The organism is Escherichia sp. 10290 (assembly GCF_030295155.1).
Lineage (GTDB): Bacteria > Pseudomonadota > Gammaproteobacteria > Enterobacterales > Enterobacteriaceae > Escherichia > Escherichia coli_F.
On the sequence record NZ_AP025741.1, the window covers coordinates 375,297 to 391,250 of the forward strand.

General features: G+C 49.2%; 14 protein-coding genes and 1 pseudogene. 12 read left to right on the forward strand and 3 right to left on the reverse strand.

Going from position 1 to position 15,954, the window contains the following annotated elements; genetic code table 11:
- Positions 1-216: 216 nt before the first annotated feature.
- The 7 genes and pseudogenes from QUE74_RS01730 (at position 217) to QUE74_RS01760 (ending at position 7,457) form a co-directional block, all read left to right on the forward strand.
- Positions 217-1,200: an autoinducer 2 ABC transporter substrate-binding protein gene (locus QUE74_RS01730; protein WP_001042105.1), complete on the forward strand. Its 984-nt coding sequence runs from the start codon at positions 217-219 to the stop codon at positions 1,198-1,200.
- Positions 1,201-1,248: 48 nt separating this feature from the next.
- The gene (locus QUE74_RS01735; RefSeq protein ID WP_000447340.1) at positions 1,249-2,733 is read left to right on the forward strand and encodes a sugar ABC transporter ATP-binding protein; all 1,485 of its coding nucleotides are present in this window, start codon (positions 1,249-1,251) and stop codon (positions 2,731-2,733) included.
- Positions 2,726-3,697, forward strand: a complete 972-nt coding sequence (locus QUE74_RS01740; protein ID WP_000818890.1) for an ABC transporter permease — start codon at positions 2,726-2,728, stop codon at positions 3,695-3,697. The genes QUE74_RS01735 and QUE74_RS01740 overlap by 8 nt, the downstream gene beginning before the upstream one ends.
- Entirely contained in the window at positions 3,694-4,650 is a 957-nt protein-coding gene (locus QUE74_RS01745) for an ABC transporter permease (protein WP_000750346.1), read from the forward strand. Before QUE74_RS01740 ends, QUE74_RS01745 begins: the two co-directional genes overlap by 4 nt.
- Positions 4,651-4,736: 86 nt before the next feature.
- Positions 4,737-5,786: an NADPH-dependent aldehyde reductase YahK gene (gene yahK / locus QUE74_RS01750; protein ID WP_000692718.1), complete on the forward strand. Its 1,050-nt coding sequence runs from the start codon at positions 4,737-4,739 to the stop codon at positions 5,784-5,786.
- A 242-nt stretch (positions 5,787-6,028) separates the two neighbouring features.
- Positions 6,029-6,844, forward strand: coding sequence for a hypothetical protein (locus QUE74_RS01755; RefSeq protein WP_001355155.1), 816 nt, complete (start codon positions 6,029-6,031; stop codon positions 6,842-6,844).
- A gap of 372 nt (positions 6,845-7,216) precedes the next feature.
- Positions 7,217-7,457, forward strand: a pseudogene (locus QUE74_RS01760) (hypothetical protein).
- A 16-nt stretch (positions 7,458-7,473) separates the two neighbouring features.
- Here QUE74_RS01760 and QUE74_RS01765 read toward each other — a convergent pair.
- Entirely contained in the window at positions 7,474-8,106 is a 633-nt protein-coding gene (locus QUE74_RS01765; RefSeq protein WP_000371335.1) for a LysE family transporter, read from the reverse strand.
- A 184-nt stretch (positions 8,107-8,290) separates the two neighbouring features.
- Here QUE74_RS01765 and yahO point away from each other — a divergent pair, with 184 nt between their 5' ends.
- Positions 8,291-8,566, forward strand: coding sequence for a DUF1471 family periplasmic protein YahO (gene yahO, locus QUE74_RS01770; RefSeq protein ID WP_000691948.1), 276 nt, complete (start codon positions 8,291-8,293; stop codon positions 8,564-8,566).
- A gap of 97 nt (positions 8,567-8,663) precedes the next feature.
- Here yahO and prpR read toward each other — a convergent pair whose 3' ends face one another.
- Entirely contained in the window at positions 8,664-10,250 is a 1,587-nt protein-coding gene (prpR, locus tag QUE74_RS01775; protein ID WP_000941086.1) for a propionate catabolism operon regulatory protein PrpR, read from the reverse strand.
- A 238-nt stretch (positions 10,251-10,488) separates the two neighbouring features.
- On the opposite strand from prpR, the gene prpB reads away from it, so the two are divergent.
- On the forward strand, positions 10,489-11,379 hold the full coding sequence (gene prpB, locus QUE74_RS01780) for a methylisocitrate lyase (protein ID WP_000052179.1): 891 nt from the start codon (positions 10,489-10,491) through the stop codon (positions 11,377-11,379).
- A 491-nt stretch (positions 11,380-11,870) separates the two neighbouring features.
- Here the strand turns inward: prpB and QUE74_RS01785 are convergent, their stop codons facing one another.
- Positions 11,871-12,542, reverse strand: coding sequence for a helix-turn-helix domain-containing protein (locus QUE74_RS01785; protein WP_052319567.1), 672 nt, complete (start codon positions 12,540-12,542; stop codon positions 11,871-11,873).
- A 167-nt stretch (positions 12,543-12,709) separates the two neighbouring features.
- Here QUE74_RS01785 and QUE74_RS01790 point away from each other — a divergent pair, with 167 nt between their 5' ends.
- Genes QUE74_RS01790 through QUE74_RS01800 form a run of 3 tightly spaced genes read left to right on the forward strand, consistent with a single transcriptional unit; the run spans position 12,710 to position 15,943 of the window.
- Entirely contained in the window at positions 12,710-12,979 is a 270-nt protein-coding gene (locus tag QUE74_RS01790; protein ID WP_077781711.1) for a helix-turn-helix domain-containing protein, read from the forward strand.
- A gap of 9 nt (positions 12,980-12,988) precedes the next feature.
- Entirely contained in the window at positions 12,989-15,031 is a 2,043-nt protein-coding gene (locus QUE74_RS01795) for a Mu transposase C-terminal domain-containing protein (protein WP_042970503.1), read from the forward strand.
- A gap of 18 nt (positions 15,032-15,049) precedes the next feature.
- Complete coding sequence (locus QUE74_RS01800) at positions 15,050-15,943, forward strand: AAA family ATPase (protein WP_000053172.1); 894 nt, start codon at positions 15,050-15,052, stop codon at positions 15,941-15,943.
- The last annotated feature ends 11 nt before the right edge of the window (positions 15,944-15,954 follow it).

The following is a 15,954-nucleotide window of genomic DNA, read 5'->3' on the forward strand; positions in this document are numbered from 1 at the left end:
AAAGTGTCGCTAATTTTGTTTATTTTGCTATTTTTTACGTGATGATTGTCACACTTATTGTTACTGCCCGTTTTGTCCATATTTACAACCAAATTTTTAATAGCTGCCTGAAATAGGGCTGTTTATTCTGCATAAAAATATTCGAAAATTCTTATTCTCTCCAGCGCGCTAATTTGGGCGAACACTTCCTGACTACCCTGCAATGAGGCTGAAATGATGAATAAACGTTTTGTTATCAATATGGTGTCTTCGCTGTTATTAGGCGCTGCGCTAATTTCTGCGCCGCTCCAGGCCGCGGAAAAAGTCGTGGTGAATATCTCTAAAGTCGATGGTATGCCGTGGTTTAATCGCATGGGCGAAGGTGTGGTCGAGGCGGGTAAAGCCTTTGGTGTTAATGCGTCACAGGTGGGGCCTTCAAGTACTGATGCACCGCAACAGGTTAAAATCATTGAGGATTTAATCGCCCGTAAGGTTAATGCAATTACAATTGTGCCAAACGATGCCAACGTGCTGGAACCGGTATTCAAAAAAGCGCGAGATGCCGGAATTGTGGTTCTGACCAACGAATCCCCCGGTCAGCCAAGTGCTAACTGGGATATCGAAATCATTGATAACGAAAAATTTGCCGCTGAATATGTTGAACATATGGCGAAACGCATGGGTGGCAAGGGCGGCTACGTGATTTACGTGGGTAGTTTGACCGTGCCGCAGCATAACTTATGGGCTGACTTGCTGGTGAAATACCAGAAAGAGCATTACCCGGATATGCATGAAGTTACCCGCCGCATGCCGGTTGCCGAGAGTGTGGATGACTCACGTCGTACCACACTGGACCTGATGAAAACCTATCCTGACTTGAAAGCGGTTGTCTCCTTTGGTTCAAACGGTCCGATTGGCGCGGGACGTGCAGTGAAAGAGAAACGGGCGAAAAATAAAGTCGCAGTCTATGGCATGATGATCCCTTCACAGGCGGCATCACTGATTAAAAGTGGTGATATCACCGAAGGGATTACTTACGATCCGGCCTCTGCAGGTTACGCACTCGCGGCCGTCGCCAGCACGTTGCTGAAGGGTGAAGAGATCAAACCTGGATTAGAAATGGAGAATCTCGGTAAGGCCGACGTAGATATGGATAAGCGAATTATCCGTTTCCATAAGGTATTACTGGTCAACAAAGACAATATTGACTCACTTTATTAATCCATTTCTTCGGGGCGAAAGCCCCGATTCTTATTGCCAGGGGATGCTATGGAAACCTTCCTTTCCCTTCGTCATATCAACAAAACGTTTCATGCCACGCGAGCGCTGCGCGATGTTTCTCTCGACTTTATGTCGGGTGAGGTGCACTGCCTTGCCGGGCAAAACGGCTGTGGTAAATCGACGTTGATTAAAATTATGTCCGGTGTTTATCGCCCGGATGAGGGGGCGGAAATTACGCTTGGTGGGAAAAACTGGTCAAAGCTGACACCCGCCGCTTCGGTGGCGCAGGGGATTCAGGTGATTTATCAGGACCTCTCTTTATTTCCTAACCTGAGTGTCTGGGAGAATATCGCCGTGAATCACTATCACCACGGTCTGTTTGTTAACCGACGTCGTCTGCGTGAGGTGGCGCAGGCGGCAATGACCAGTATTAACGTCACATTGCCACTGGATACGCTCGTTTCTGAGCTTTCAATTGCCCGCTGTCAGCTGGTGGCAATTTGCCGTGCACTGGCGCAGGACGCACGGTTGATCGTGATGGATGAACCAACCGCTTCGCTGACCCATCAGGAAGTGCAAGGGTTATTGCAGGTGGTGCATCAATTGCGGGAACGCGGGATTTGCGTGGTCTTCGTCAGTCATCGTCTGGAAGAGGTGATGGAAGTTTCCGACCGTATTTCAGTGTTGAAAGATGGTGAGCTGGTCGGGACCTTTCCGGCTGCAGAGATGACCACAAAACAACTCGGTTTCCTGATGACCGGCCAGGAGTTTGAATATCAGGTGCGAGAGTTGTGGCAGGGAAAATCCAGCACCCCAGTGCTGGAGGTGCGTAATTTAAGTCGTCATGGGGAATATCAAAATATTAACTTGCGGGTGGAAGCGGGCGAAGTGGTGTCGATTGTTGGCCTGCTTGGTGCGGGGCGCACGGAATTATGTCTGAGTCTGTTTGGTATGACCCGACCGGATGCTGGTGAGATCCTCATCAACGGTCAGCCGGTAACACTGCATAGTAACCAGGACGCCATCCGCCACGGTATTGGTTATGTTTCGGAAGATCGCATGTCGCGCGGTTTGGTGATGGCGCAATCTATTGAAGACAACATCATTAGCACTGTTTTTCACAAGGTAAAAGATCGCTTCGGCTTTCTGAGTGAAGCTAAAGTGCGTGACCTGGTGGATAGGCTAATTAAGGCATTGACCATCAAAGTCTCTGACCCACATCTCCCGGTGAATACGCTTTCCGGGGGTAACGCGCAGCGAGTATCGATCGCCAAATGGCTGGCGATTGGGCCACGACTGTTGATTCTCGATAGCCCGACTGTCGGTGTTGATATCGCCAACAAAGCAGGAATATACGGCATTATCAGCGATCTGGCGGCTCATGGCATTGCGGTATTGATGATCTGCGATGAAATTGAAGAAGCGTGGTATCAAAGCCACCGGATTTTGGTAATGCAAAAAGGTCAGATCACCCATAGCTTCCTGCCTGACAGCAGTTCTCAGGCCAGGATTGCGGAGGTGGTAAATGGCTGAACTGAAAAAACGTCATGAATTCTGGCTGGCATTACTGATTGTGGGGCTGTTTGTCGGCCTTGCCTGGCGCAGCGACGAGTTTCTGACATTCGGTAATTTGTACGATCTCGCCAATAACTATGCCATGTTGACTATTCTCGCCTGTGGTTTGTTTGTGGTGTTAATTTCCGGTGGAATTGATATTTCGTTTCCAGCAATGACCATCATTGCGCAATACGGCATGGTGCTGTTGCTACAAAAAATGGGTGGCAACTTTGCTGTCGCGTTTGCCCTGGCGGGCGGCATCGGCATTTTACTTGGCTTAATAAACGCCTTACTGGTTAATCGCCTACGGGTGCCTTCTATCATCATCACCATTTCGACGCTGAATATTTTCTATGGCCTGCTGTTATGGTTGAGTAAAGGTGTGTGGCTGTACGACTTTCCGCCGTGGTTTGAGCAGGGGGTAATGTTGTTCAAGTACACCGATGCTGACGGCTATGACTATGGCCTTGGTCTGCCGCTGATCGCCATGATTACGGTGGTGCTGCTAACAGCATTTATCATGAATTTCACCAGTGTGGGGCGCAAAATCTATGCCCTTGGTGGGAACCGTGAATCAGCCAGTCGCATCGGCTTTAGCGTGCTGAAACTGCAACTTTTCGTTTACGGCTATATGGGATTGATGTCTGGTGCTGCGGGTGTAGTGCAGTCGTGGACGGTGATGACTGTCGCCCCCGATTCTCTTCTGGGTTATGAGCTGACAGTACTGGCTGCGGTGGTGCTTGGCGGCACTAGTTTGCTCGGCGGGCGCGGCACGTTAACCGGTACTTTGCTCGGCGTGGTGTTGTTGGCAGTGATGCAAAACGGGCTAAATTTATTGGGAGTCTCGTCTTACTGGCAAACATTGATCACAGGCATCATCATCGTTGCCAGCATTAGCGCCACGGCGTGGAGTCAGCATCAGAACCGGAGTCTGCTATGAAAAAATCGTGGCGTAATAACGTTGAGTTTTACTTGATCGGCCTGCTGGTGCTAACTGTTGCCGCCTTCAGCATTACTATGCCGGAGATTTTCTGGTCGATAAGTAATTTCCAGTCCGTCGCTTCGCAAATGCCCGTGCTGGGCATTCTGGCGTTGGCTATGGCGGTGACCATGCTTTGCGGTGGCATTAACTTGTCAATTATTGCCACTGCTAACGCCTGTTCACTGGTGATGGCGTGGGTGGCGACTCAGTATCCACCGGGTATTGCTACGGTTGTCGCTACGCTGCTGGCGGGCGCTGGCGCGGCGGTGATAATTGGTTTATGTAATGGCGTATTGATTGCCGGTATTCGAGTGTCGCCAATTCTTGCAACGCTTGGGATGATGACGTTGCTCAAAGGAGTAAATATTCTGGTGACAGGCGGTAGCGCCATTGCTAATTATCCCTCATGGGTGCTGTGGTTGAATCATGCACAGTGGTTCGGTATTCCGCTACCGATGTGGTTGTTTACCGCAGTGGCGCTGGGGTTGTGGATATTGCTGGAGAAAACACCGCTCGGTAAATCCATTTATCTGATTGGTTCTAATGAACGAGCAACACTTTACTCCGGTATTAACACGCGTCGGGTGCTGATATGGGTGTATGTCATTTCCGCCTTGCTTTGTGCGGTAGCGGCATTTTTGATGATGTCGAAACTCAACTCGGCTAAGGCCTCTTATGGCGAATCGTACTTGCTGGTGTCAATCCTCGCGGCAGTACTCGGCGGGGTTAATCCGGACGGCGGCAGCGGGCGGATAATTGGTATGGTGCTGGCGCTGTTTCTTCTGCAAATTATTGAAAGCGGCTTCAATATTCTCGGGATAAGCCCCTACCTGACGATGGCCTTATGGGGAACGTTGCTGCTCTGTTTCATTCAGGCTCGCGGCATGTTGGGGCTGGATCGGGTGGTTTAAATATTGGCTATATTCAATGGACGCGTTTTGCTGCGATGGCATTTCAGTCATCGCCAAATACATATAGCTAATCAGGAGTAAACACAATGAAGATCAAAGCTGTTGGTGCATATTCCGCTAAACAACCACTTGAACCGATGGATATCACCCGGCGTGAACCGGGACCGCATGATGTCAAAATTGAAATCGCTTACTGTGGCGTGTGCCATTCCGATATCCACCAGGTGCGTTCCGAGTGGGCGGGGACGGTTTATCCCTGCGTGCCGGGCCATGAAATTGTAGGGCGCGTGGTAGCCGTTGGTGATCAGGTAGAAAAATATGCGCCGGGCGATCTGGTCGGTGTCGGCTGCATTGTCGACAGTTGTAAACATTGCGAAGAGTGTGAAGATGGGCTGGAAAACTACTGTGATCACATGACCGGCACCTATAACTCGCCGACGCCGGACGAACCGGGCCATACGCTGGGCGGCTACTCACAACAGATCGTCGTTCATGAGCGATATGTTCTGCGTATTCGTCACCCGCAAGCGCAGCTGGCGGCGGTGGCTCCTTTGTTGTGTGCAGGGATCACCACATACTCGCCGCTACGTCACTGGCAGGCCGGGCCGGGTAAAAAAGTGGGCGTGGTTGGCATCGGCGGTCTGGGACATATGGGGATTAAGCTGGCCCACGCGATGGGGGCACATGTGGTGGCATTTACCACTTCTGAGTCAAAACGCGAAGCGGCAAAAGCCCTGGGGGCCGATGAAGTTGTTAACTCACGCAATGCCGATGAGATGGCGGCTCATCTGAAGAGTTTCGATTTCATTTTGAATACCGTAGCTGCGCCACATAATCTCGACGATTTTACCACCTTGCTGAAGCGCGATGGCACCATGACGCTGGTTGGTGCGCCTGCGACACCGCATAAATCGCCGGAAGTTTTCAACCTGATCATGAAACGCCGCGCGATAGCCGGCTCTATGATTGGCGGCATTCCAGAAACACAGGAGATGCTCGATTTTTGCGCCGAACATGGCATCGTGGCTGATATAGAGATGATTCGGGCCGATCAAATTAATGAAGCCTATGAGCGAATGCTACGTGGTGATGTGAAATATCGTTTTGTTATCGATAATCGCACACTAACAGACTGAAAAAATTAATAAATGCTCTATGATTTAACATATTAATTTCGCCCTCCACTTAACTTTTTAGTTAAGAAGGGCGAAATACTATCTAAGTAGCAGTAAAATCTATAACGTAAATTCAAATTGTTAAATTAATTCCCTCCAGTACACAATGCTGCATATATTAGTTATGAGCGATTTCTGATAGTGCCTGGTTTAATCAGGGCTTTATTATCTGCGACGTTTATTTTTATTTAAGAGAGATCGCAATGATATCATTAAAAGCGCCGCACAATAATTTGTTGCTATATACGAAACAAAGCGTACACAATACGGTTAAAAACAATCAGTTACCTGAAGATATCAGAAGTACACTGGTTTCTTGTGTCGATATATTCAAGGTTTTGATTAAACAATACTATGATTATCCTTATGATTGTCGTGATGATTTAGTCGATGATGATAAACTCATTTATCTCATGGCTGCCGTACGAGATTGCGAGTGGGCAGCCGACAATGCGCTTACCATAAATGTGCAGTTTAATGATTTCCCTGGAGTTTATGACTGGGTGGATTACCCTGATTACCCGATTAAGTTTGTTTTTCGGATACTTGAAAATCAAAAAGGGACCGTTTGGGTATATGATCAGGATGACGTGTTTCTTGATATTAAAGAGAATATCCATGCCGGACGCTTCACCGGACTTAAGAAATTAGTGCAGTTTATCGATTCAGTACGAACAGATTGCAAATGCATTCTTCTTGAGCACCATATGCCTTTGTTGAGACTTTTCCGTGAAGGGAAAGAATGTGAGCATGTAGAAAAATGGCTTCGCGAAATGTCGCGCATTCCGGACGCAGACGCACCTATTAAGCAGGCGCTTGCGTATGAATTATTATTGCACTTAAAAAATTTTTACCCTGTTTTTCCTGAATCGCTAGTGATGTTATTGCTCTCCGTTCTGAACGTGAAAACATACAGAGATGATGCACGATTAAATCAATGGGTATCTAATAGAGTGCAGGAATTAGGTGACAAATATTATCCTGTAAATAAGCACGTTAAAATACGCTACACTCTTTAGTTTAGAAACTTTTCCCTCTCCAATTTGTTATTCCATCAGAGAGTGAATCGCAAAGCGGGTAATCATTTCATCTGCTTATCTCTACGTCAAATGGCATTTACCCTCCTTTTTCGCCGATATTTTGTTGTGATCGGCGTCATGTTGCTTAAAAAGTGAACTTGTGCGAATGTTTTATGAATGTGTTGGTTGACATTCATATGAAAAAATTCATAATTCCATCATGTTTGTGTGGGGTCTTTTCTGTATCTTACGCATCGCACTCAAGCCTGACAGACAATATGCTGTAAGGCTCATATCACAAACCGCCATTAGCTCATCAGGAAGAGCAGACGACAACCAGGATTGTTGTATGGTACGGGGTTCGAGGCCTCGATGGCGGTCCAATTTTTCAAAACTCTTCTGAATCAGATCCTCTTATTATCATCCTTGCAGAGTGGATGGAGCATTGCCAGCTACTCACTGAAGCAGACAAATGAAAAAAGCCCACACAGGGGAGAGTGGGCTGAAATGGGAAGCTAAAGACTCAAGTAAACTTATCGGAAATAAGGACCACGCATTACGGGGGATATCATCGCCGATGAGCGGGATTCGGCAAATCAGGTTGATTACGTAGAGAGTAAATTATCTGCTCACCGCTGCGTTACTCCTTCGTAAATCAGGCGTAGCGCGAATACACCAATAATTGCACCAATAACCCGACTGGCAACGCGTTGCATACGCCCATAAGCACGACGCACAGCGGGCAAAGAAAACGCCTGACTAAGAAAGACTCGCCAGATAATTGATGCGAACACAATTCCCGCCCAGGCCATTAAACGTGCCCAAGTTGGTGTTTCAGCATTTAACGTTACTGAGAAAATACTGATAAAAAATAAAACGGTCTGTGGATTAGAGAGATCGGTAATTAATCCACGGCGAAAAAAGACATACCAGGGGGCGCTAATCGGTTGTTGTAGTGTGCTTATTTGCGGTGTTGACTGGCGGCGCATGCTGCACCACGCAAACCATAAGAGATAAGCGCCGCCGACGATTCTAATAAGCGAAAAAATCTCCTCACACTGCGTAATGAGTGTCGCAAGACCATACAAACCCAACCCGGAATAAAACGCATCGCCCAGTGCCACGCCCAACCCGGTCAGCACTCCTGCGCGTCGACCGGAAGCCAGGCTGGTTTGTACCACCACAAAAAGATTGGCTCCCGGATTAAAAAAAGTCATCACGAACAGTCCTACGGTCAGGTAAACGGCGTGCAAGGGATCCATGTGATTTCATCCATAAATAAGTGAAGTAACTTCATCATATTTCTACAAAAAGTAATCGGATGCGAGAGAGATCACAAAGTGTCTTATTTCCGGTTACTGGCGTTTATGCCCTGACTGAACTAATTATTAATCAGCCCAATAATATGGGGGGGTGATAGTTTGATAACAACTCTGGAGCCGTAATATGAAAATAATCTCTAAAATGTTAATCGGTGCGTTAGCGTTTGCCGTTACCAACGTTTATGCCGCAGAATTAATGACCAAAGCAGAATTTGAAAAAGTTGCATCGCAATATGAAAAAATAGGTGATATTTCAACCAGTAATGAAATGTCGACTGCAGATGCGAAAGAAGATCTGATCAAAAAAGCGGATGAAAAAGGGGCAGATGTGTTGGTGCTGACCTCTGGTCAAACTGACAATAAGATCCACGGCACGGCAAATATTTATAAGAAGAAATAATTCTGCACCCCATGTAAACATGCCCGATGCGTAAGTTTATCGGTGATCATCTATTGAAATTTATGCCGGATAAGGCGTTCGCGCTGGATTCGGCATTTCAGTTTTTCAGCCGCCGCCAGAATGTCGTTCGGCTGATACCTAAATAATTCGCCGCGGCTGTTTTATCGCCATTAAATTTCTCCAGTGCCTGTTGTGGCGTCAGTAAGCATGGACCGGGAGTTTCCGCCGACTCGCGCGCCAGTTCCGGCAGTAGCAACTGCAAAAATTGCGGCGTTAAATCCGGCGTCGGTTCCACACTTAAAAATAGCGCCAGTCGTTCCATCATATTGCGCAGTTCACGAATATTTCCCGGCCAGTTGTAGCGCAACAGCACAGTTTCACTTGCCTGTAATCCCTGACGTAACGCGGAAGAAAACGGCGCAGTAAGTGCCGCCAGTGACACTTTCAAAAAGCTTTCCGCCAGCGGCAGAATATCCGCCACCCGCTCGCGTAGCGGCGGCAATTGCAGACGCAAAATACTCAGTCGATAAAACAGATCACGGCGAAAACGCCCTTGCTGCATATCCTCTTCGAGATTGCAGTGAGTGGCGCTAATAACCCGCACATCCACCGGAACAGGCTGATGCCCGCCGACGCGGGTGACCTCTTTTTCTTCCAGCACCCGCAGCAGCCGGGTCTGCAACGGCAGCGGCATTTCGCCTATCTCGTCAAGAAACAGCGTGCCACCGTGGGCGATTTCAAACAGCCCGGCGCGTCCTCCGCGTCGCGAGCCGGTAAACGCCCCTTCCTCATAGCCAAACAGCTCCGCTTCCAGCAGAGATTCAGCAATCGCCCCGCAGTTGACGGCAACAAACGGATGTGACTTTTTGCCCTGTCGCGCATCGTGGCGGGCAAAATATTCCCGATGAATCGCCTGGGCCGCCAGCTCTTTGCCCGTCCCCGTTTCCCCTTCAATCAACACCGCCGCACTGGAGCGGGCATACAGCAAAATAGTCTGCCGTACCTGTTCCATCTGTGGTGATTGACCGAGCATATCGCCCAGCACGTAACGAGTACGCAGGGCGTTGCGGGTGGCATCGTGAGTATTATGGCGTAACGACATGCGCGTCATATCCAGCGCATCGCTAAATGCCTGGCGCACGGTGGCGGCAGAATAGATAAAAATTCCGGTCATTCCGGCTTCTTCTGCCAGATCGGTAATCAGCCCCGCGCCGACCACCGCTTCGGTGCCGTTGGCTTTTAGCTCGTTAATCTGCCCACGTGCGTCTTCTTCGGTAATGTAGCTACGTTGGTCGAGGCGCAAATTAAAGGTTTTTTGAAACGCTACCAGTGCCGGAATGGTTTCCTGATAGGTGACAACGCCGATAGAAGAGGTGAGTTTTCCAGCTTTTGCCAGTGCCTGTAACACATCATAGCCACTCGGTTTTATCAGAATCACCGGTACCGACAGGCGGCTTTTCAGGTACGCACCGTTAGAGCCAGCGGCAATGATGGCGTCGCAGCGTTCGCTGGCCAGTTTTTTGCGGATGTAGGTCACTGCTTTTTCAAAGCCAAGCTGGATAGGAGTAATGTTTGCCAGGTGATCAAACTCGAGGCTGATATCGCGAAATAGCTCGAACAGCCGCGTTACAGATACCGTCCAGATAACCGGTTTGTCGTCATTCAGCCGTGGTGGATGTGCCATAGCGCACCGCAAAGTTAAGAAACCGAATAATGGGTTTAGTCTTGTTTCATAATTGTTGCAATGAAACGCAGTGAAACATTGCCTGAAACGTTAACTGAAACGCATATTTGCGGATTACTTCATGGCTTTATCTATAACAAATTGAAATAAAACATTTAATTTCATCCAGGTAATTGTGGCACACCCCTTGCTCTGAGTTTATCAACGTAAATAACAAGTTGATAACAAAGGATGGGCTATGTCTCTACACTCTCCAGGTAAAGCGTTTCGCGCTGCACTGTCTAAAGAAAATCCATTGCAGATTGTCGGCACCATTAACGCCAACCATGCGCTGCTGGCGCAGCGTGCCGGATATCAGGCGATTTATCTCTCCGGCGGTGGTGTGGCGGCAGGTTCGCTGGGGTTGCCGGATCTCGGTATTTCTACTCTTGATGATGTGCTGACTGATATTCGTCGTATCACCGACGTCTGCTCGCTGCCGCTGCTGGTGGATGCGGATATCGGTTTTGGCTCTTCGGCCTTTAACGTTGCCCGCACCGTGAAATCGATGATTAAAGCCGGTGCGGCGGGCTTACATATTGAAGATCAGGTTGGAGCAAAACGCTGCGGACATCGTCCGAACAAAGCGATCGTTTCAAAAGAAGAAATGGTGGATCGGATCCGCGCGGCGGTGGATGCGAAAACCGATCCTGATTTTGTGATCATGGCGCGCACCGATGCGCTGGCGGTTGAAGGGCTGGATGCGGCGCTCGAGCGTGCGCAGGCCTATGTTGAAGCGGGTGCCGAGATGTTGTTCCCGGAAGCAATTACCGAACTCGCCATGTACCGCCAGTTTGCCGATGCGGTGCAGGTGCCGATCCTTGCCAACATTACTGAATTTGGTGCCACGCCGCTGTTTACCACCGACGAATTACGCAGCGCCCATGTCGCAATGGCGCTGTATCCCCTTTCTGCTTTCCGCGCAATGAACCGCGCCGCTGAACATGTCTACAATGTCCTGCGCCAGGAAGGCACGCAGAAAAGCGTCATCGACACCATGCAGACCCGCAACGAGCTGTATGAAAGCATTAACTACTACCAGTACGAAGAAAAGCTCGACGACCTGTTTGCCCGTAGCCAGACGAAATAAAACAAACGCCCGTTGGTTGTATTCGACAACCGATGCCTGATGCGCCGCTGACGCGGCTTATCAGGCCTACGGGATGAACTGAACTGTAGGTCGGATAAGACGCATAGCGTCGCATCCGACAACATTCTCGACCCTACAAATGATAACAATGACGAGGACAACATGAGCGACACAACGATTGTGGGGTAGCGATCAATTCTGGGTGGAGTTCGTGCAGCCTGGTAGAACCTGCAAGCCTTGCGTGGCGCGGGGTGTGGTGATTCAGTGTGATTCTGGGCGGATTTGTGAGAAATGACCAAAAGTGCCTTTTTTTACGCTTTATTCTGGGCGCTTTTGATCTGGTTCTGCTACAAACTTAACGGGTTTTAAATGCTTTTAAAAAGTGTTTTATCCTTGCCCGTTTTCCTCAAGTTGTTCTCATCTGTTGTGTTCGGTTTTGTTGTGGTTATTGCTGATTAGCTAACAGCACACGCCCCGCCAAAACGAGGCGCTTATGCTGATTTCTTGTTTATAGGCTTAGTTTTTTGCTCCGGTGTGACGGGAACGCGATCACCTGGTGTTCCTGCTCGGATACAGGATTTGGCGCGTTGCAAAATCTCTTTGTCAGTTTCTTCGTTGCCAGCCAATGCCACACTAATGGCATCTTTGAGCGATTCTCTGATGTTCAGGCTTCGGATGACCGTTTCTGGGTCAGCACTTAAAACATGGTCGCCTGTTGCGTGTAATCGTGCCAACACACCGTTAATACCTACTTTGCATAGCGTCGAGAATAACATTTCAGCATCTTCAGGTAGAAGATTAGCCAATATAAGTTGTAATCCGTTCTGCGCATCATTGTACGCATCAGTTAACGCTTTCTTTTGCGTCTTTTTGTTCGCACCTGGTCGTTTGTGATTATCATCAGTACCGCAATCCTCACCAGTTAACAGCCATGCAAGAGATACTCCACACGCATCAGCAACTTTTGCTGCATTATCAATAGTTGGATAGCTATCACCTTTTACATACTTTCTTATAGATGCCTCGGATAAGCCGCTTTGCCGTGCAAGAGCGTGATTACTCATATCTCCCATGGCGATTCTCAGACGTTCGTTAAAGCGTACTATTCCATCATAAGAAAAAGTACGTTTATCGTTAATTGGCGCATTTCCGTTCTTTTCCATAATTCACCATATAAATTAACAGGTTACAAGCATGTGCGTACTTTTGTGCTTGCGCGACTAAAAATACGCAAAAAGTTATTGACCGCGTACTTTTGATCGCATATCTTTTATCACATTCGATAATCGAATTTGATTATCGAATTCGATAAACGTGAGAGGATCACACAATGCAGTTGTTGAGACAAGATCTAACCGACCTGTTTGTTCGTCGCGGTCATGACTGGTCAGCAATGGCGATTCAAACAGCGTTAAAAAATAAAGGGATTGATTTACCCTCGCTGGAAAAAGCACAAGGATTGAAACCCGGTTCCATGCGGAATGTGTTTTATCGACCGTGCTCCAAATACGAACAGGTAATTGCCCAGGCTGTTGGCGTAACGCCTGATGTGATTTGGCCAAGTCGCTATTTGCATGAGACATCGCAAATAGCGGTGTAAGGTGGAATCGTGTGGTTTGTAGTGCGGGATTGCCTGGGATTATCCGGTTTTCCATCAGCAGAAAAAAACATCCGGGCACGTCTGGATCGTCTTGCTGAAAATAACCCGGAATGGAAGCGCAAGCGTGAAGGCACCAAAGCATTCGAGTATCACATCGACTGCCTGCCCGCTGAAGCGCAGAAAGTTTTACGTAAGCGCCTGACCAATCAGGTCCTGGAAGATGCACAACTGCCCGCCGTGGTTGAGCAGAAAGCAGTTAAAAACGTCGCCGTTCGCGATGAACTGGAAGTGATGGTCAAATGCCCGGAACTGGCATTACGCGAAGTCCAGGCACTGACCGACAAGCAAAAGGCCATTGCTGATGCGCGGATATTGCTGGCTACTGAAGTGCATAAACTGCGTGAATACGCCGGAATGACCAGGAAGGCCGCGTTAAAGCACATCGTTGATGGTGTGCGCATGGGGGCGTTGCCTGACCGCATTATCGAAGCAGCGAATACTGCAAATGCACGTCAGGGAAAGCGAACCGGTGTCAGCACCGGCAGCCTGGATAGCTGGTACTCCAGCTGGGTGATGGCGCGCGGTGATGCCAATCAGTTACTGGCGTTACTGGCTCCCGGTCATCATAAGGGAACACCGTGGGAGCAGGTCTGGTGGTTGAGCGATTTCTTTATGTTCTATCGCTCATGGAAGCGCCCGACCGTTGAATACGCTTATCGCGAGTTTTCAGCCTGGTGGCATGAGAAACACGCGAATGATGCGGGAATGCTGGCGGCACTGCCTTCAGTTCACGCAGTAAGACGGGTGTTAAGCAACGTCCCGGTGATTGTTAAGGAGCGTTTCCGCTCCACCGGTTCAGCCTGGCGTTCGCTCAATCCTTTTGTGCGGCGCGACTGGAGCACATTACCGGTTAATGCGGTATGGGTCGGGGATGGTCACTGTATGAAAATGACTGCGTTTAACCCACTGACCGGCAATATTTTCCGGCCAGAAGTGACGCTGGTTATGGATGCGGGTCAACGCTTTGTTGTGGGCTGGTCACTATCCCTGTCGGAGAACGTGATAGCCGTTGCTGATGCGTTACGTTACGGCATGGCGCAGCACGGGATACCGCTGATTTATTACTCCGATAACGGGGGCGGTGAAAAAAACCGGGTGCTTGATGCCGATATTACCGGGATTCTGCCCCGGCTGGGTGTGGAACATCACACGGGGATACCAGGTAACCCGCAGGGGCGCGGGGTGATTGAACGGGCAAACAAAGGAATACCCAAAGACGTGGCTCTGAGTTTCCAGACGTACTGCGCAAGGGATGCAGACAAGGAAACCGTAATGATGCAGCAACGGATTATGCAGTCAGCCATTAAGGCCACCCACAAAGGGAAAGAACTGACAAAACGGCAGGTTAAGGCGAGGGATGAAATCCCCACCTTTGAGCAACTGCTGGCAGCCATAGAGCTGGAGGTCAGACGCTATAACAACCGGCCACACAGCAGCCTACCCCGCAAAGAGGATGGCGAATATTACAGCCCGGCAGCGTATCGCCGGAAACTGATAAAAGAGCAGAATGTTGAAATTGATTTCCTGTCGCCGGAAGAACTGCATGAAATGTTCAGACCGGAAGTGACGCGCAAAACATTTCGCGGGGAAATTCAGTTATTCAACAATATTTATTACTCATATGAGCTGGCCGCAGAGCACGGGAATGAAGTCAGGGTCAGTTACGATATTCATGATGCAAACAGCGTCATTGTCCGGCGGGCTGATGGCTCTTATATCTGCGATGCCATCTGGAACGGTAACAAGGTTGATGCCTTCGCTAAACCAGTTATCGAACAAAAACTGGAGAAACGCGTCAGGGGCCGCATTGCACGGGCCACGCAGAAAATCGAAGAGGCTAAACGCGAGCTTACCCCGGCTATTACGCAGAAGCCTGACTTTAATCTGGGATATGGACTGGAACGCCCGGAGAAAAAGGAAAAAGAAGAACTTTATTTATTCGCATCTGAACGCGAGCGCAATTTAAAGAAAAACGGCACAAACAACCATTAATTTAAAAGGTATTTAATTATGAGTTTAATTACGCAATTAAATGACGTAATGGCCCGTCGCGGCTATACGCAGACCCACGTCGCCCGTGCTATTGGTCGTAGCAGCGCCGTTATCAGCCAGTATTTGCAGGGTAAATATCAGGGCGATATGTCTGATATTGAAGAACGCATTTCTGCCTTTGTGACCCGTGAGCGGGAAAAAGAAAACAGCCGCCGTATTAAAGCAAAGTTTGTGACCACCGGTATGGCTGCCAAAGGACTGGAGGTGCTGGCCTACGCTCACCTGGAATGTGAAATCTGTGTGCTGTATGGCGCAGCAGGTCTTGGCAAAACAATGATTCTGCGTGAATACGCCGCCAGAAACCGGGATGCGGTCCTGATTGAAGCCGACCCGGGCTATACAGCCAGAACACTGCTTGAGGAGCTGTGCCGCCAGCTGGGGGTAAAAGTTCGCGGCAATATCCACGAACTGATTGATGCATGTGTGCGAGAACTGCGTGATTCCGGTCGCCTGCTGATGGTGGACGAGGCTGAACTGCTCCCCTATCGCGCACTGGAGGTTCTGCGCCGTCTGCATGACAAAGCGGGTATCGGGATTGTCCTGGCGGGTATGCCACGCCTTCTGATTAACCTCAAGGGACGTCGCGGTGAGTTCGCCCAGTTATACAGCCGTGTGGCGCTGGCGCTTAACCTGGGCGATACGCTGTCGCAGGAAGATTTTAACCAGATAGCTACCGGGCTGATGCCGGAAGCAGCAGAACCGGAAATCAGCGAGGCGCTCTACGCACGCTCACTGGGTAATGCCCGCCGCCTGTTCAAACTGGCGCGCGGTGTGTACCGGATTTGTGATATCAGCGATGCACCGGTCAGTGTGCAGGCCATTGATAAATTCGCAGAAATGTTAATTCACTGATGGAGAACAAG